The sequence below is a fragment of the Ruminococcus sp. YE71 genome (assembly GCF_900119155.1).
Lineage (GTDB): Bacteria > Bacillota > Clostridia > Oscillospirales > Ruminococcaceae > YE71.
The window spans coordinates 251,084-267,372 of sequence record NZ_FPIR01000002.1 but is presented as its reverse complement, the minus strand read 5'-3'; the positions used below and the strand labels follow the sequence as shown (position 1 = coordinate 267,372).

Annotated in this window: 15 protein-coding genes; 2 read left to right on the top strand and 13 right to left on the bottom strand. The window is 53.5% G+C overall.

Annotation, left to right across the window (positions count from 1 at the left end; genetic code table 11):
- Window positions 1–4: 4 nt before the first annotated feature.
- The 8 genes from BT142_RS02930 to BT142_RS02890 all read right to left on the bottom strand — a co-directional run bounded on the left by BT142_RS02930 (window position 5) and on the right by BT142_RS02890 (window position 8,523).
- Window positions 5–1,324 (bottom strand): aspartate kinase, encoded by a 1,320-nt coding sequence (locus BT142_RS02930; protein WP_072416701.1) that lies wholly within the window; start codon window positions 1,322–1,324, stop codon window positions 5–7.
- 515 nt (window positions 1,325–1,839) lie between these two features.
- Window positions 1,840–2,235 carry an ATP synthase F1 subunit epsilon gene (gene atpC / locus BT142_RS02925; RefSeq protein ID WP_072416700.1) on the bottom strand — a complete coding sequence of 132 codons (396 nt, stop codon included), beginning with the start codon at window positions 2,233–2,235 and terminating at the stop codon, window positions 1,840–1,842.
- A 3-nt stretch (window positions 2,236–2,238) separates the two neighbouring features.
- Entirely contained in the window at window positions 2,239–3,633 is a 1,395-nt protein-coding gene (gene atpD / locus BT142_RS02920) for a F0F1 ATP synthase subunit beta (RefSeq protein WP_072416699.1), read from the bottom strand.
- A gap of 527 nt (window positions 3,634–4,160) precedes the next feature.
- Window positions 4,161–5,045 carry an ATP synthase F1 subunit gamma gene (gene atpG / locus BT142_RS02915; RefSeq protein ID WP_072416698.1) on the bottom strand — a complete coding sequence of 295 codons (885 nt, stop codon included), beginning with the start codon at window positions 5,043–5,045 and terminating at the stop codon, window positions 4,161–4,163.
- A gap of 67 nt (window positions 5,046–5,112) precedes the next feature.
- Window positions 5,113–6,924: a F0F1 ATP synthase subunit alpha gene (gene atpA, locus BT142_RS02910; protein WP_084659298.1), complete on the bottom strand. Its 1,812-nt coding sequence runs from the start codon at window positions 6,922–6,924 to the stop codon at window positions 5,113–5,115.
- Complete coding sequence (gene atpF, locus BT142_RS02900) at window positions 6,917–7,408, bottom strand: F0F1 ATP synthase subunit B (RefSeq protein ID WP_072416697.1); 492 nt, start codon at window positions 7,406–7,408, stop codon at window positions 6,917–6,919. Before atpF ends, atpA begins: the two co-directional genes overlap by 8 nt.
- A gap of 20 nt (window positions 7,409–7,428) precedes the next feature.
- The gene (gene atpE / locus BT142_RS02895) at window positions 7,429–7,653 is read right to left on the bottom strand and encodes an ATP synthase F0 subunit C (protein WP_347497627.1); all 225 of its coding nucleotides are present in this window, start codon (window positions 7,651–7,653) and stop codon (window positions 7,429–7,431) included.
- A gap of 123 nt (window positions 7,654–7,776) precedes the next feature.
- On the bottom strand, window positions 7,777–8,523 hold the full coding sequence (locus BT142_RS02890) for a F0F1 ATP synthase subunit A (RefSeq protein ID WP_072416695.1): 747 nt from the start codon (window positions 8,521–8,523) through the stop codon (window positions 7,777–7,779).
- Window positions 8,524–8,979: 456 nt separating this feature from the next.
- Here BT142_RS02890 and BT142_RS02885 point away from each other — a divergent pair, with 456 nt between their 5' ends.
- Both BT142_RS02885 and nth read left to right on the top strand, forming a co-directional pair.
- Entirely contained in the window at window positions 8,980–9,387 is a 408-nt protein-coding gene (locus tag BT142_RS02885; RefSeq protein ID WP_072416694.1) for a hypothetical protein, read from the top strand.
- Entirely contained in the window at window positions 9,384–10,034 is a 651-nt protein-coding gene (gene nth / locus BT142_RS02880; RefSeq protein ID WP_072416693.1) for an endonuclease III, read from the top strand. The genes BT142_RS02885 and nth overlap by 4 nt, the downstream gene beginning before the upstream one ends.
- Window positions 10,035–10,454: 420 nt before the next feature.
- On the opposite strand, the gene aspS is transcribed toward nth, so the two are convergent.
- The 5 genes from aspS to hisS form a co-directional block, all read right to left on the bottom strand.
- Entirely contained in the window at window positions 10,455–12,233 is a 1,779-nt protein-coding gene (gene aspS / locus BT142_RS02875; RefSeq protein WP_242871903.1) for an aspartate--tRNA ligase, read from the bottom strand.
- Between the two features lie 25 nt (window positions 12,234–12,258).
- Window positions 12,259–13,701, bottom strand: coding sequence for a DUF2130 domain-containing protein (locus BT142_RS02870; RefSeq protein WP_072416692.1), 1,443 nt, complete (start codon window positions 13,699–13,701; stop codon window positions 12,259–12,261).
- Entirely contained in the window at window positions 13,701–14,231 is a 531-nt protein-coding gene (locus BT142_RS02865; RefSeq protein ID WP_072416691.1) for a hypothetical protein, read from the bottom strand. Before BT142_RS02865 ends, BT142_RS02870 begins: the two co-directional genes overlap by 1 nt.
- The gene (locus BT142_RS02860) at window positions 14,212–14,538 is read right to left on the bottom strand and encodes a hypothetical protein (RefSeq protein ID WP_072416690.1); all 327 of its coding nucleotides are present in this window, start codon (window positions 14,536–14,538) and stop codon (window positions 14,212–14,214) included. The genes BT142_RS02865 and BT142_RS02860 overlap by 20 nt, the downstream gene beginning before the upstream one ends.
- 423 nt (window positions 14,539–14,961) lie before the next feature.
- The gene (gene hisS / locus BT142_RS02855; protein WP_072416689.1) at window positions 14,962–16,284 is read right to left on the bottom strand and encodes a histidine--tRNA ligase; all 1,323 of its coding nucleotides are present in this window, start codon (window positions 16,282–16,284) and stop codon (window positions 14,962–14,964) included.
- Window positions 16,285–16,289 lie beyond the last annotated feature (5 nt).

The window sequence follows — 16,289 nt, the reverse complement described above, 5'->3', positions numbered from 1 at the left end:
ATTATTACAGTCTCTGAAGCACGAAGATATCGTAAATAGCCTTGACTGCCTTCTCGAAGTCCTTCTCGCTTACGCCGATGATGATGTTCAGCTCGCTGGAGCCCTGGTCGATCATCTTTACGTTAACGTGAGCGTGTGCGAGTGCCGAGAAGATGCGTCCTGCGGTACCGCGCTCGCTCTTCATGCCTCTGCCCACAACTGCGATAAGTGCGAGGTCGGTCTCGATGTCGATAACATCGGGCTGAACGTTTCTGTGGATACCCGAGAGGATCTCCTGCTCGTGATCGCCGAACTCTTCCTGATGAACGACAACGCTCATGGTGTCGATACCCGAAGGCATATGCTCGATGCTGATGCCGTTCTTCTCGAACTGTTCAAGCACCTTGCGGCAGAAACCGAGCTCACCGTTCATCATGTCCTTCTCGACGTTGACAACAGCGAAGCCCTTCTTGCCTGCGATACCTGTGATGGTATAGAGCGGCTTCTGGCTGGTGGACTCAACGATGAAAGTACCCGGATCTGCGGGCTTGTTGGTGTTCTTGATGTTTATCGGGATACCTGCCTTGCGAACGGGGAAGATAGCGTCCTCGTGAAGAACGGTAGCGCCCATGTAAGCGAGCTCTCTGAGCTCCTTGTAGGTGATGGTGCGGATAGGCTCGGGCTCGTCAACGATGCGGGGATCGCAGATAAGGAAGCCCGAAACGTCGGTCCAGTTCTCGTAGAGGTCAGCGCCTGTGCCGGCCGCCACGATAGAGCCTGTGATATCGGAACCGCCGCGCGAGAAAGTCTTGATAGTATCGTTAGGCATGGAGCCGTAGAAACCGGGAACTACCGCGCGTTCAATAGTCATAAGTCTCTCACCGACAGCCTTGAGGGTGCGAGCGGAATCGAAATTACCGTCATCGCGGAAGTAGATCATCTCAGCGGGGTCAACGAACTCATAGCCGAGGTAAGCGGCAAGCACGATACCGTTGAGGTACTCACCTCTCGAAGCGGCGTAATCGCGGCCTGCGCGTCCGATGAAGCAAGCCTTGACGGTCTCGAACTCCTGAGTGAGGTCAACGTCAACGTTCAGCTCATCGATAATGTCGTTGTATCTCTTCTTGATAGCCTCGAATTCCTTCTCGAAATTCTTGCCCTTTACAGCCAGCTCATAGCAGCCGTAGAGCATATCGGTGACCTTGGTATCATCCTTGAAGCGTTTGCCGGGAGCGGAAGGAACAACATATCTTCTCGACTCATCAGCGTGGATTATCTCTGCCACCTTACGGAACTGTTCTGCGCTTGCGAGCGAGCTTCCGCCGAACTTTACTACCTTTACCACAATACAAAACTCCTTACTTACCGACCATTTTTCTCGGTTCGGTTTCATTATTTTTTTGACCTTTTCTATTATAGTTTATTGCGTTAAAATAGTCAATGTGCAAACAGTACAAGTAATTGTAAATTTTTTATGTACTTGATGTGCGTACTGTTGTACGCGTGCTGCGGACAGTCGAAGACAACACAATGCGGTCTGTTCGCTGAGTACGGACAGACCGCGGTTTTTTGGGTGTTTTTGTTTGTTGTGGGAGCGCTTTTTTGTCGGTCTTGCGACCGACTTGGGGGTTTGCCGATTTCATGATGTGGAACTGTTATTTGGTGCGCTTTTTTGGGGTTTGTGATTGTCGCTTTTCTTGCCTGCGGCAATCGAGAGTTTCACTCTCGAACTCTTGACCAAATGCTGCCGCCTTCGGACTCTGCCAAGTGCGGTGGCGCTTGACCCACTTATACGCCCCTGTTTAGTGCTGGGTTTTTATTTTGAGCACGGAAGGTTCATGGGTGCATTTCTTGTATTTCTTATTTTGTTGCGTTGATTCGGGCCATGGCGCGTTTCAGTGCCATCTGTGTGTGCGCGTACTGTCTCGTCGATAACTGCTGTCTCAGACGCTCCTCGGCACGCTCCTTCGCGGCTTCGGCTCGCTTGCGGTCTATCTCCTCGGGTCTCTCCACCGAATCTGCGAATATCCTCACAAAATCAGGCATGACCTCCAGAAATCCGTCCGAGACTATCGCCCTCTGCCACTCGCCGTTCACCTTGAATCTCAGCTCTCCCGACGTCAGACAGCATATCATCGCTTCATGCCCGGGAAGAACTCCCCTCATGCCGTCCGTGCAGGGAAATTGCAGTGACTCGCACTCCCCGTGGAAGAAATTGCGGTCAGCCGCCAGTATGTCGAGCTTAAAGGTCGCCATAGCTTACTCCTCCTCAAGCTTCTTCGCCTTCGCGACAACGTCGTCAATGGTGCCGACGTTGTGGAACGCCGCTTCGGGATAGCCGTCCATCTCGCCGTCGAGTATCGCCTTGAAACCTCTAAGCGTCTCTTCGAGCGGTACATAGCATCCCGGCACGCCCGTAAACGTCTCCGCAACATGGAACGGCTGCGAGAGGAATCTCTGTATCTTTCTCGCTCTCATAACGGTCTTCTTGTCGGCTTCGTCCAGCTCTTCCATACCGAGTATCGCGATGATGTCCTGAAGTTCCTTGTATTTCTGGAGCACTTCCTGAACGCGTCTTGCGATGCGGTAATGTTCCTCGCCCACGATATCGGGTTCGAGGATACGGCTGGTGGAATCCAGCGGATCGACTGCGGGGTAGATACCCTGTTCAACGATCTTTCTCGACAGAACGGTAGTCGCGTCGAGGTGAGTGAACGTGATAGCAGGCGCAGGGTCGGTCAGGTCATCCGCAGGCACGTATACCGCCTGAACGGAGGTGATAGAACCGCTCTTTGTGGAAGTGATACGCTCCTGCAAAGCGCCCATTTCGGTAGCAAGAGTCGGCTGATAGCCAACTGCGGAAGGCATTCTTCCCAGCAGAGCGGAGACCTCGGAGCCTGCCTGCACGAATCTGAAGATATTGTCGATAAACAGAAGAACGTTCTGATGTTCAACATCGCGGAAGTATTCCGCCATAGTCAGACCCGTCTGAGCGACTCTCATTCTCGATCCGGGGGGCTCATTCATCTGACCGAACACGAGAGCGGTCTTAGCGAGAACGCCCGAATCGGTCATTTCGTGCCAGAGGTCGTTACCCTCACGGGAGCGTTCGCCGACACCCGTAAAAATGGAGTAGCCGCCGTGTTCGGTCGCAACATTTCTGATAAGCTCCTGGATAAGAACGGTCTTACCAACGCCTGCTCCACCGAAAAGACCTATCTTACCGCCCTTAGCGTAAGGTGCGAGCAGGTCGATGACCTTGATACCCGTTTCGAGTATCTCAACAACGGGCGACTGATCCTCGAAAGCAGGCGGAGTGCGGTGAATCTCCCATTTTTCGTCAGCGCCGCAGTCGCCCTTGCCGTCGATAGTCTCACCGAGGACGTTGAACATTCTGCCGAGGGTCGCCTCACCGACGGGGACCTTGATGCAGCTTCCCGTAGCGGTAACTTCCATACCCTTGCAGAGGCCGTCGCTTGCGGCGAGCATTATTGCTCTGACTATATTGTGACCCATGTGCTGAGCGACTTCCATGACTCTTGTCCTGCCGTCGAGCTCGACGGTCAGAGCGTCACGGACGTGCGGCAGTTTTCCCGACGCGAACTCCACGTCGATTACTGCGCCCAGTACCTGAACTATCTTACCTTTTTCCATGTCTGTTTTTCACCTTTCGTAAAGTGATTATGACCTATCTGATGTTATTTTTATGCGCATCCTGCCGTACTCGTCCGAACCGTTTTCTTGCTGCCCGCGCAGGGGCTTGCTCGCACCGTGGCTTTGAGCTTATTTCAGCCTTTGGGCGTATGGTTGCGATGTTGTGTGCGGTTTGTCGGTCTTGCGACCGACTTGGGGGGTTCGCTCGAATCGCTGCGCTCTCTCACGAAATGAAATCGGCAAATTCTGTGTTCTTGAACATTTGTGATGTTCTCTCATTTCGCGCCTTTCGGGGCGTGTTCTGTTTTTGCCGATTTCATGGGGTGGGTTGTCATTTTGTGCGCTGTGGGGGTGTTTGCGGTTGGTGCTTTTCTTGCCTGCGGCAATCGAGAGTTTCACTCTCGAGCTCTTGACCAAAGGCTGCCGCCTCCGGACTCTGCCAAGCGCGGTGGCGCTTGACCAACTTATACGCCCCTGTTTTGTGCGGGTTTCTTATTTTGAGCACGGATGCTTCATGGCGTACTTTTTTATGTGTGCTTCTGTGCTCTTGCTCCGCCGACTATTTCCGTTATTTCCTGCGTTATCGCGGCTTGTCTTGCTCGGTTATAATCCAGCGTCAGCTCGGCTATCATGTCCTTCGCACTCGTCGTCGCAGCATCCATCGCCGACATTCTCGCATTCTGCTCGGAACAGAAACTCTCCGTCAGCGCTCCGAATATCACACCCTTGATGTAGTTCGGTACAAGCGTGTCAAGCACTTCCTCGGGCGACGGCTCGAATACCGCTATGTCATGCCTGTCCTCCTCGTCGGAATTCGCTTCCGCAAAATCCTCACGGTCAAGAGGCAGCAGCTTGAACGTCCTCGGTATCTCGGTGTTTCGCTGCATATCCGTGTAGATGACGTGTACTTCGTCCAGCCGCCCCGCCAGAAACAGCTCGGTCAGCGTCTCCTGAATGCGCCTTGCGTAGTACAGCTTCGGGTCCTGCGCCGAGTACAGAAACTCCGCGTCAACATTCTGACCCGTCCTCAGAAAATAGTTCCTACCCACCGAACCGATAACATACAGCGTGTTGTTCTTGTGCTTTTTCAGCTCCTGCTCGGCGAGTTTGAGTATGTTGTGGTTGTACGCGCCGCAAAGTCCCTTGTCGCCTGTGATGACGATGTAGCCGTACATCTTCTCATCGTCGGGCTTGTTACGCCCCCTGTCGAAGAACGGATGCTCAGCCACCTCGGCGTGTTTGAGGATGTGGTGGATGGTGTATTGCAGGCTGTCAGAGTACGGCTCGGTGCGTTCCAGCGCCGCTCTCGCCTTTTTCAGCTTTGATGAGGAAATGAGATACATGGCATTGGTTATCTTCATTATATCCTTGATGCTGATAATGCGCTCTTTTATCTCACGCATATTTGCCATCGGTATTCACTCCTTTGGTGCCTGTGTTGATGATAATGAATATAGTGTCGCTTTTGGTTTATTCGGCTCACTTATCCTTGGTCTTGAAGTCCTTGACAGCGCCGATTATCTCCTCTTCAAGCTCGGGAGAGAGAACTTTCTTCTCGTTCAGCTCTGCGATTATCTCGGGATAAGCCGCCTTGATGTACTCCATCAGCTCGCCGCGGAAGAACACAACTTCTTTCAGCGGCACGTCCTGCAACAGCTTGTGGTTAGCCGCACAGAGCAGGATGACCTGCTCGTACATCGGCAGAGGACGGTAGAGGGGCTGTTTGAGGAGCTCCATGAGTCGGTCGCCGAAGTCCAGCATATCCTTTGTCGCCTTGTCCAGGTCAGAGGAGAACTGTGTGAACACTTCCATCTCGCGATACTGTGCCAGATCCATACGCAGAGTACCCGAGACCTTCTTCATCGCCTTGGTCTGAGCCGCACCGCCCACACGCGATACCGAAAGACCAACGTTGACCGCAGGTCTGACGCCCGCGTTGAACAGCTGAGTCTCCAGGAATATCTGTCCGTCGGTGATGGATATTACGTTTGTCGGGATGTAAGCCGAAACGTCGCCCGCCTGAGTCTCGATGATAGGCAGAGCGGTGATAGAACCGCCGCCGTGCTCGTCATCCAGTCTCGAAGAGCGCTCAAGCAGTCTCGAATGCAGATAGAATACGTCACCGGGGTATGCCTCACGTCCGGGGCTTCTTTCCAGCAGAAGGCTCATGGCTCTGTAAGCAACGGCGTGCTTTGACAGGTCATCGTACACGATGAGAACGTCCTTGCCCTGCTTCATGAAGTACTCCGCCATAGCCGTGCCCGAATAAGGCGCTATCCACTGGAGCGGTGCGAAGTCCGAAGCCATAGCCGCCACGACGATGGTGTAATCCATAGCGCCGTGCTTCTTGAAATCGCTGACTACCTTCGCCACGGTAGAAGCCTTCTGACCGATAGCGACGTAGATGCAGATCATGTTCTGACCCTTCTGGTTGATGATGGTATCGGTAGCGATAGAGGTCTTGCCCGTCTGACGGTCGCCGATGATGAGCTCACGCTGACCACGGCCTATCGGGAACATGGAATCAATCGCCAGTATGCCCGTCTGCAACGGCACCGAAACGCTCTTTCTCACGCAGACGCCGGGGGCTTCTGCCTCAACGGGGTAGTAATCGTCCGCTTCGATGGGATCGCTGCCGTCGATAGGCGTACCGAGAGCGTCGATAACGCGCCCGATGAACTTCTCGCCCACGGGGACGCCTGCACGCTTCTTTGTGCGGATAGCCCTCGAACCCTCGGTCAGGCCGTCCTCTGAACCGAACAGAACAACGCCCACAGAATCGCGGTTGATGTTCTGCACCATGCCCCTGACGCCCGTCTCGAACTCAAGCAGCTCGCCGTACATGGCGTTGTCGAGTCCCGTGAGATTTACGATACCGTCGCGGATATTGGTGATAACGCCCGTCTCCGCCACCGAGACCTTCGCCTCGAAATCGCCTATCTCGCTCTTTATCATAGAGATGACGCTGCCGTCGCTGCTGACGCCTTCAAGACGTTCCAGCACGCCTGATTTCAGGTCTTTGACAGCGCTCTTCACGCTCTTGTCGTAGGTGATGCCGTCGATGTCGAGCATATAACCGCCGATAAGGCTCTCGTCGATGATGACGTCGAGCTTAACGTTCTCCTTGCCGACCTTTTTGGCTATCGAACGCTCGAACTCCTCTACGAGTGCATCGTCGGGCTTTTCGGCGCAGTATAATCTGTATTCCGACCCTCCCGAACGCTTCTTACGCTCATAGCTCTCGATAAGCTCGGGAAGTTTCTCGGCAAGGCTCTTAAATTCGTCAGTCATTGCCTGCACCTACCTCCGCCAGTATCTGCTTGGCGAATTCCTTGTTGCTGTCCTTATCGATATTGCGCTTGAGGACCTGCGAAGCCGCCATAACAGCAAGCTCAGCTATCTCCTCGCGTGCGTTCTCGACAGCCTGCTCACGCTCACGCTCGATGGTCTTTCTTGCGCCTGCAAGAAGCTCGGCAGCCTCTTCCTCAGCGTTAGCGACGATATCCTCGCCCTGCTTTTCGGCTCTCTTCTTAGCGTTTGCGATTATCTTGTCAGCCTCGTCGTCCGCCTTAGCCAGACGCTCGTCGAGCTGTGCCTTAGTGGAATCAGCCTCTGCAAGTGTTTTCTCAGCAGTCTCGATATCCTTCTGTATCTTAGCCTGACGCTCGTCCATTATCTTTGTGACGGGCTTGAACAGGAATTTTCTGAGAAGCAGGAAGAACACGAGCAGGTTTATCACTGTCCACAGAATATCCCATGGATTAATGTTTAACATATTGTCTCATTCCTTCCGAATCACTTAACAACGAATATGAGCATGATAGCTATCAGCAGACCGTAGATAGCGGTAGCCTCGGCAAGTGCGCAGCCGAGCAGCAGCGCGGTATTGATAGCACCCTTAGCCTCAGGCTGACGTGCGATAGCGTCACAGGCATGACCTGTAGCGATACCGATACCGATACCTGCACCAAAACCCGTTAAAACTGCGATAGCAGCTCCGATTGCAATATTCATAATAATACACTCCTCTTTTACTTTAAAGTAGAAATTAGAAAGCAGAAATAAGAGATCAGACAGATGCGGCGAGCAGTTTTCAGATGCCGTGACCTGCACAGACCGCTTTTCTTATTTCTTATTTGATTCTCACTCTTCGTCCTCAATGGATTCGTGTATGAACAGCGAGGTCAGGAACACGAAAATGTATGCCTGCAAACAGCCGTCGAAAATATCGAAGTAGAGAGAGAACGGCAGCGGCAGTACGACAGGACATACTATCTTCAGCAGCTCCATGATGATGAACGCTGCAACAACGTTACCGAAAAGTCGCAGACAGAGCGACAGCGGACGTATGCCTATCTCGAGGATGTTCATCGGCAGCATGACGGGCGTAGGCTTGAGCAGCGACTTGAAGAAGCCCTTCACGCCTCTGTGACGGAAGTTCGCTCCCTCGATAAGGCAGATGCTCATGAGAGCCAGTGCCATCGTGACGCTCAGATCCTTTGTCGGGGGTTTGAGACCGATCAGACCGATAACGTTCGACACGCCGATGTAGATGAGTACCGTTCCGAGATACGGGAAGTATCTCATTCCGCCCTCGCCCATATTCTCGCGGCAGAAGTTGCGTATCCAGCCCACAGCGGCTTCGAGCACCAGCTGCTTCTTGTCGGGCACGAGCTTCAGATTCCTCGTTGCGAGCGCACACAGCACAGTGACCACTGCCATGATGAGCCAGGTGATTATCGTGGATTCATAAACGGGTATACCGCCCGAAACTCCCGGTATAGGTATGCGGAATATGACCTCACAATTTATCTGCTCCAGTATCTCCTCGGAAATGCTCTTTCCTGCAAACAATGTCGGCTGTACCGACGCGATATCTGAAAGTACCATAAAGTTTCACCTCCTGTGATATTCCACTTTCCACCGCACCGCACGCAAACAAAAAACCGACAGGCTGACCGCAGCAAACAAATCTTTCTGGCGATCATCTTATCGGTAAAATCGTCGTTATTGTGAAATGCCGTAGAAAATGAAAATATATAAAGTAGATATTTCCATACTTTATCTTTATTATATACCACTTTAAATGGTTTGTAAAATTCATTTTTGGAATGGCACACATATAAATTCATACATAATGCAGCACTTTGTACAACTACTGTTCCCCACTCCGATCTTTTTTATAAAAATAGTCTATTATCGCCCCTTTTCGTGATTGACATTTATTGATTTTTATGGTAAAATGAAAACAGCAAAAAATTCGGATCAGAGGTAAGAGATGATGTGTCCGCTCCGCAGGCGATACCTTCTCTCTCATCTCTTATCCAATTCTTCGGAGGTATTTCTATGAGTCAGATAAAGTACAATGAAAAACAGGAAGCGTTCGAGCTGCCCTATAAGCTGTGGGATAAGGATGTCACTGTGCTCTTCTACGTGGAGGAGGAACAGGAGATAATGGATAACATCGCCGTTATCGCCGACGCTCTCGCGAAGGTAGACCGCAACCTCGAAAAGATCGCCGAGGTCATCCTCCGCGACGCAAAGGGCTGCGGAAAGCTCCGCCCCGACCCGAAGGAGTTCTCGAAGGCACTGTCCATCACCGACACCTTCGTGGAGCTTGACGAGGGTGAGGTCTACATCCGTTTCGTTGTCGCCGACAGCTCGGGCTATCTCAAAGACAGGCTTGAGCTCGAATACGGCGAGTCGATAGGCGTTGAGGTCATCGGCTGGTACGGCGAGGAACTGGGTCTGTGAGAGAGTCGAAAGCGAAAAAACGCGGCCGCGCCGAACAGGTCATAGCTCTCCTCGAACAAAAATATCCCGACGCGCTCTGCTCCCTCACCTATCAGAAGCCCCACGAACTGATGATAGCAGGACGGCTCTCCGCTCAGTGTACCGACGCGAGGGTGAACATCGTCACGAAGGAGCTGTTCGCAAAATACACGAGTATCGAAGATTTCGCGGCTGCCGACGTGGAAGATGTCGCGGAGATCATCAAGCCCTGCGGTCTCTACAAGACCAAGGCGCAGTCGGTGGTGGGGATGTGCCGCAAACTGATGGAAGACTTCGGCGGCGAGATACCCGACACCCTTGAAGAGCTGACCACCCTCCCCGGCATCGGGCGCAAGACCGCGAACCTCATACTCGGGGACGTGTTCGGGAAGCCTGCCGTGGTCGCCGACACCCACTGCATACGCATCTGCGGAAGGCTGGGCTTCACGACGACGAAAGACCCCGTCAAGACCGAGACCGAGCTCCGCGAACTGCTCCCCCCCGAGAAGTCCTCCGACTTCTGCCACCGCCTCGTCCTCTTCGGACGCGAGACCTGCAAAGCACGCGGACAGCGCTGCGGCCAATGCGAGCTGAAAGACTTATGCCCGAGCTTCAACAAAACCACCTAAGGCGGAGAGTTTCTCTCCGCCTTTTTTGCTGACTGCGGGTACTTCTTGGGGGAGACCCTTTTGAAAAAGGGTCTTCCCCAACCCCCCCTCACTAAAACTTTTAATACTTTTTGGCTTTTGGGTGATTCTTCCTTACTTTGTGCAGATTGGGAAGAGTTGCGCTCTTCTCTTCAATGGACAGTCCCTTGCCAAAAAGACGTACACAAGAGCGTAACGCTTCATTTGCGGTATTTATCAGATAGTCACTCTTGAAACGGTGATAGTCTATCTTCCCGACCACATCTATCAGACGACATATTAAAAGTCTTTGGAAAGGGGTCTGGGGGAGAACCTTTCTTCAGAAAGGTTTCCCCCAGTAAAACCTGCACTCTCCCCGCAAAAAAGGGCGGGAGAAAGCTCCCGCCCTTTGGTCAGACCGAATTATTCTTTTATTGCGATACCAAGCTCGTCAAGCTGCTCGCTGTCAACAACAGACGGGCACGCGCTCATAAGCTCGGAGGCGTTCTGCACCTTCGGGAAGGCTACGACGTCGCGGAGAGAATCCGCGCCGCAGAGCATCATGGCAAGTCTGTCGAGACCGAAGCCCATGCCGCCGTGCGGGGGCGAAGCGTAGCGGTAAGCGTCCACTAAGAAGCCGAACTTCGCCGCGATCTCCTCGTCGGTGAGACCCAGCGCCTCGAACATCTTCTGCTGGAGCTCGAAGTCGGTGATACGCATGGAACCGCTGGAAAGCTCGGTGCCGTTGAGCACGAAGTCGAACGCCTGCGCACGTACCGAAGCAGGGTCGCTGTCGAGGTCTTTGAGACACTCCTCCATCGGCATGGTGAACGGATGATGCATAGCCAGCCACTTGCCGCTCTCGTCGTCGTACTCGAAGAAAGGCATCTCGGTGATAACGAGGAAGTTGAGCTTGTCGGCAGGGATGATGTCGAGTCTCTTAGCCACGATGAGACGCAGTGCGCCCAGTACAGGCAGAACGACCTTGTCCTTGTCCGCCGCGATGAGCACGAGGTCGCCTTCCTTAGCGCCCAGTGCGTTGGTTATCTTTTCGAGGTCGCCGTCCTTTAAGAACTTCTTGAAGGAGCAGTTTGCGCCCTCGGAAGTCCAGCGGATGTATGCAAGACCCTTCGCACCGATGCCCTTTGCGTGCTCGGTGAGCTTGTCGATCTCCTTGCGGGTGTAGGTAGCAGCGCCGCCCTCGGCAACGATGGCACGCACCGAACCGCCTGCTTCAACAGCGCCCGTGAACACGGGGAACTCGATGCCCTCGACAGCCTTGGTGATGTCCTGTATCTCCATGCCGAAGCGGGTGTCGGGCTTGTCCGAGCCGTAGCGGTTCATCGAATCCGCGAAGGTCAGTCTCGGCAGCGGCAGAGTAACTTCCTTTCCGAGCACGGTCTTCACAACGTGTGCAAGGAAGCCCTCGCCCGTAGCGATAAGGTCGTCAACGTCCACGAAGCTCATTTCAAGGTCGATCTGGGTGAACTCGGGCTGTCTGTCAGCACGCAGATCCTCGTCGCGGAAGCAGCGTGCGATCTGCACGTAGCGGTCGTAGCCCGATACCATCAGCAGCTGCTTGTAGATCTGGGGCGACTGGGGCAGAGCGTAGAAGCTGCCCTTGTGTACTCTCGAAGGCACCAGATAGTCTCTTGCGCCTTCGGGGGTCGAACGCATCATCATCGGGGTCTCGATCTCAAGGAAGCCGTTGGAGTAGAAGTACTCTCTTGCCGCCTTTGCGATCTCGTGACGCATGATGAGGTTCTTTGTCAGCTTGGGGTTTCTCAGGTCGAGGTAACGGTAGCGGAGTTTCAGCTCGTCGTTTACCTTGTCGGAGTTCGTGACCTCGAAAGGAGTGGTCTGCGCCTTCGAAAGGATGCGCAGGTCGGTGACAGCCACCTCTACCTTACCCGTCTTCATGTTTGGGTTAGCCTGGTCTCTGTCGCGGATAACCCCCTTCGCCATCAGCACGTACTCGCTCTTGACCTGCTGAGCCTTAGCGAATACTTCCCTGTCGGTCTCGTCGTTGAACGCCAGCTGGACAAGTCCCGTGCGGTCGCGCAGGTTGATGAAGATGATGTTTCCCACATCTCTTACCCTGTCCGCAAAACCGCATACGACTACCTCGCCGCCGTCCAGCGGGACCTCCGCGCAGTAGTGAGTCCTTTTCAGACCCTTCATTGTGTCAAGTTTCATTTCCATATGATCTCTTCCTCTTTATAATATATTAGTCAGTGATGTCTTCTTCGTCGTCATCGTCCTCCGAGACCGTGAGAGCCGCCTGCTTCTGAGCTTCCAGCATATCCTTCACGCTCGGAGCGTTCTTGGTGAGCTTCTTGATGGTGAGCTGTTTCTGCGCCTTGTCGTTTGCGAGCCGCAGGTTATCAGCCGACTTTTTCAGGTCTCTCTTCACGTCCTCCAGCTTCTTGATGGAGTCGTCTATCTCCTTGATAGCCTTCTCGAACTGAGTGCTTGCGAGATTGTAGTTTCTCGCAAAGCCCGTCTTGAAGCTCTCCATATTGTTCTCGAAGTTGGTCAGGTCGATGTTCTGACGTCTGGCTTCTTCCAGCTGTTTCTTGGTTTCCAGCGACTTCATAGCCGCGTTCCTCAGCAGAGTTATCATGGGTATGAAGAACTGGGGACGGATGACATACATCTTCCCGTACTCGTAGGACACGTCCACGATACCCGCGTTGTAGAACTCGCTGTCCTGTTCCAGCATCGAGACCAGAACGGCGTACTCGCAGTTCTTCTCGCGTCTGTCCTTGTCCAGCTCCTTGAAGAAGTCCTTGTTGTGATGTTTGGTCTTTGTGGTGTCGTTCTCGTTCTTCATCTCGAACATGATGGAGATGAGTTCCACGCCGTCTATCTCCTCGCGGTAGATGTAGTCGCCCTTGCTCCCCGACTCGCTTATCGCGTTGTCCTTTGCGAAATAAGCGTTGGGGAACGCCGTCATCCTGAGCTTGTTGAACTCGTCCTCGCAGTGCCGTTCAAGGCTCTCGCCCACCATTTTTGTGGTGAGCATCTTCTTGTAGTTCTTCTCCTGTTCAAGCTCTTCTTCCTTGTGCTTGAGCAGGGTCTCATACCTGGTCTTCTGGGAATCCAGTTCGCTTTCAAGCTCTATCCTGACGTTCTTCTTTTCCAGCTCGAACTTCTCCTCCATGACGGACTTATCCTTGTTCATCGAGGAGATAGTATTTTCAAGCTCGTTTATCTTCTTATCCTTTTCGGCGTTCGCCTCTGCGAGTCGGAGTTTCGCGTCCGAATCCGCCATTTCGAGCTTATGTTTCAGGTCGGCTATCTGCGAATCCCTGTCCGCGACAGACTTTCCTATCTTTTCCAGCTCGGCGTTCTGTTTCCGTGCAAGTTCTGCGCTCTGTTCCGAGAGTGCGTGTTCCTGCCTTTCCTGCGCAAGCTCTGCATCGCGTTTCAGCTCAGCTATCACGCTGTCCTTATCCAGTAGCGCCTTTTCCTGCTCGGCCTTCAGGCGTTCCATCTCGCTGTCGAACTTCTGCTGTGCGATAGTTCTTTCGTCCTTCAGCTTATCATTGAGACGTTTTTCCAGCTCATCGTTGAACTCATGCGTCCGCACCTGCTGTAATAGCGCGGCGTAGTCGCTCTCATCAACGGTGAACACCTGCCCGCATTTCGGGCATTTCAGCTCTGTCATCAGCCATCATCCTCCTTCTTGTCCGCTTTCGCGAAAGTGTCAAGATAACTTCTGATATACGATTCCGAGCGGTCGTAAGCCATCAAGAGCAGACCGATGACCATGACAGCCCCCGTCACTCCTGCGCCGACGTATTCTTTAAGTGCGGCGAGCGCCAGCACCAGAGCGATGCAGACCAGCGTCCACAGCCAAGCGACCACCATCACGCCTATATTGCGTCTGATATGCCCCGTGAACACGGCTCTCGTACCGTCAGCCGCCTTATCGTCGGGCTTTGAAATGACCCCGTAGAACCCTGCCGACGAGCCGTCGTGCTTTTTCGCGCGGTGATAGAATATTTCCGTCCTGCCCGTCTTATCGGTGCTCCCGAAGTAGCAGCTTGTCAGCTTATGCTTCTTGATGAACTCGCTTGCCGCCACGAAGCTGGGTCGGCGTGTGTAGTCCTCCATCTCGCGGTTAAGGCGTGTCCTGCACTGATTCGGGGTCATCTTGGTCTCTATCCTTACCTTCTTAGGTATCAGCAGAAACATTTTTGTACTCCTCGGGAATGAACACCTTATCGTTCATCTTTATCTCGCCGCCCTCGGCAACGTCGCAGTACATTCCGTAGATGCTTCCGCAGGCAGGGCACTTGAACTGGTGGAATATCTTCCTCTTGTACCACTTGCCGTCAACGTACACCTTATCGAGCGGACAGGTCTGATAAACGATCTCAAGGTCGTTATGCATGACCATCCTGATAAAGCTGTCCAGACACAGGAAATACTCCTGCGGATTGTGTATCGTCACGAGGGGTATATTCTCGCAGATGACACATCTTTTGCTTTCGTCTGCCATGATCTTCCTCCGTTTATTTTTTTGGTTGATTATTTTTAGGGGTTGGTGTCTTTGGTCGGGTCGGGCAGGGGATCTGTTTTGGCTTCGCCAAAATCGGGTCTTCGCTCGAATCGCTTCGCTCTCTCACGAAATGAAATCGGCAAATACTGTGTTCTCGAACATTTGTGATGTTCTCTCATTTTGCGCCTTTCGGGACGTGTTTCAGGGTTTACCGATTTCATGGGGAGGAGCTGCTTTGGGTGTGCTTTCTTGCCTGCGGCAATCGAGAGTTTCACTCTCGAGCTCTTGACCGAAGGCTGCCGCCTCCGGACTCTGCCAAGCGCGGTGGCGCTTGACCCACTGATACGCCCCTGTTTTGTGATGACCTTTTATTTTGAGCTCGGAAAGTTCATTTGTGCGCTCTTGCGGACACCTTATCTCTTATTATTTCAGAAGTTCCAGGCCTTCAAATTCTTCGCCGCTCAGCTGCTGTGCTATCAGCATGGCATTGAACACCTGACCGAATCTGTCGTCGAGGGGGATGTCCGTCTCTTCGCCGCTTACCATATTCCTCAGCTTCGCAACGCCTGCTTCAAGCTCGTTTCCGCCGATGATTACCGAGAACTTCGCCTTGACTTTATCCGCATACTTCATCTGCGCTCTTACGCTCCTGCCGACAACGTCGCACTCGGCTCTCACACCGTCCGCTCTCAGCGCACGGCATATCTGCATAGCCTTCACCGAAGCGTCGTCGCCCATCGAACCCACGTAGATATCACAGGTCTCCTCCTGTGCGAACTCAACGTTCAGGCTCTCCATCGTGGTGATGAGTCTCTCCAGTCCCATGCCGAAGCCCAGCGCAGGACACGGCTTGTCGCTCAGCGTCTCGATAAGACCATCGTAGCGTCCGCCGCCGCATACAGTGCTCTGCGCACCGATGCCCTCAGCCACGAACTCGAACACCGTCTTGGTGTAGTAGTCCAGACCGCGGACGATGTGCGGGTTCACCTCGTACTTGATGTCCATAGCGTCGAGGTAGCTCTTGAGCTTGTCGAAGTGCTCGCTGCACTCCTCGCACAGGTAGTCGAGGATGATGGGCGCCTCAGCCGCGATGGAAGAGCATATCTCGCTCTTGCAGTCGAGTATTCTCATGGGGTTGCGTTCAAGTCTGCCCTTGCAGGTATCGCAGAGCTTGTCGAGGTGCTGTCCGAAGTACTCTCTCAGTGCGCTCTGGAACTTTGCTCTGCAAGTCGGACAGCCGATGGAGTTGATGTACAGCTTAACCTGCTCAAGACCTGCCGCGTCGAGGATGCCCCTCGCCAGCGAGATGACCTCAGCGTCTGCGCGGGGGTCTTTCGTGCCTGCCATTTCCACGCCGAACTGGTGGAATTCTCTGTAGCGGTTCGCCTGTGCCTTCTCGTGACGGAAGCAGGAGAGGATGTAGAACAGCTTCTGGGGGAGACCCTCATTGAGCAGTCCGTTCTGGATGATAGCGCGGACGGTGCCTGCCGTTCCCTCGGGGCGCAGAGTGAAATCCTCGTCGCCTGCCGCCGAAACGGTGTACATCTCCTTCTGAACAACGTCGGTCGTATCGCCCACCGAGCGGACGTAGAGCGCAGTGCTCTCGAAGGTCGGGATGCGTATCTCCTTAAAGCCGTAAGCCTCAGCGTGGGACTTCACCAGTCCCTCAACGGTATTCCACTTGTACATCTGCGAGGGTACGACGTCCCTCGTGCCCGTAGGTCTCTGGATCAATAACTGTGCCATTTTTC

What these genes read in the sequence shown, in the direction of transcription:
- atpC (WP_072416700.1), bottom strand. Translation starts at nt 2,235, where the DNA reads ATGGCGACCTTTAAGCTCGACATACTGGCGGCTGACCGCAATTTCTTC.
- atpD (WP_072416699.1), bottom strand. Translation starts at nt 3,633, where the DNA reads ATGGAAAAAGGTAAGATAGTTCAGGTACTGGGCGCAGTAATCGACGTG.
- atpG (WP_072416698.1), bottom strand. Translation starts at nt 5,045, where the DNA reads ATGGCAAATATGCGTGAGATAAAAGAGCGCATTATCAGCATCAAGGAT.
- atpA (WP_084659298.1), bottom strand. Translation starts at nt 6,924, where the DNA reads ATGACTGACGAATTTAAGAGCCTTGCCGAGAAACTTCCCGAGCTTATC.
- atpF (WP_072416697.1), bottom strand. Translation starts at nt 7,408, where the DNA reads ATGTTAAACATTAATCCATGGGATATTCTGTGGACAGTGATAAACCTG.
- BT142_RS02890 (WP_072416695.1), bottom strand. Translation starts at nt 8,523, where the DNA reads ATGGTACTTTCAGATATCGCGTCGGTACAGCCGACATTGTTTGCAGGA.
- BT142_RS02885 (WP_072416694.1), top strand. Translation starts at nt 8,980, where the DNA reads ATGAGTCAGATAAAGTACAATGAAAAACAGGAAGCGTTCGAGCTGCCC.
- aspS (WP_242871903.1), bottom strand. Translation starts at nt 12,233, where the DNA reads ATGGAAATGAAACTTGACACAATGAAGGGTCTGAAAAGGACTCACTAC.
- BT142_RS02870 (WP_072416692.1), bottom strand. Translation starts at nt 13,701, where the DNA reads ATGACAGAGCTGAAATGCCCGAAATGCGGGCAGGTGTTCACCGTTGAT.
- BT142_RS02865 (WP_072416691.1), bottom strand. Translation starts at nt 14,231, where the DNA reads ATGTTTCTGCTGATACCTAAGAAGGTAAGGATAGAGACCAAGATGACC.
- BT142_RS02860 (WP_072416690.1), bottom strand. Translation starts at nt 14,538, where the DNA reads ATGGCAGACGAAAGCAAAAGATGTGTCATCTGCGAGAATATACCCCTC.
- hisS (WP_072416689.1), bottom strand. Translation starts at nt 16,284, where the DNA reads ATGGCACAGTTATTGATCCAGAGACCTACGGGCACGAGGGACGTCGTA.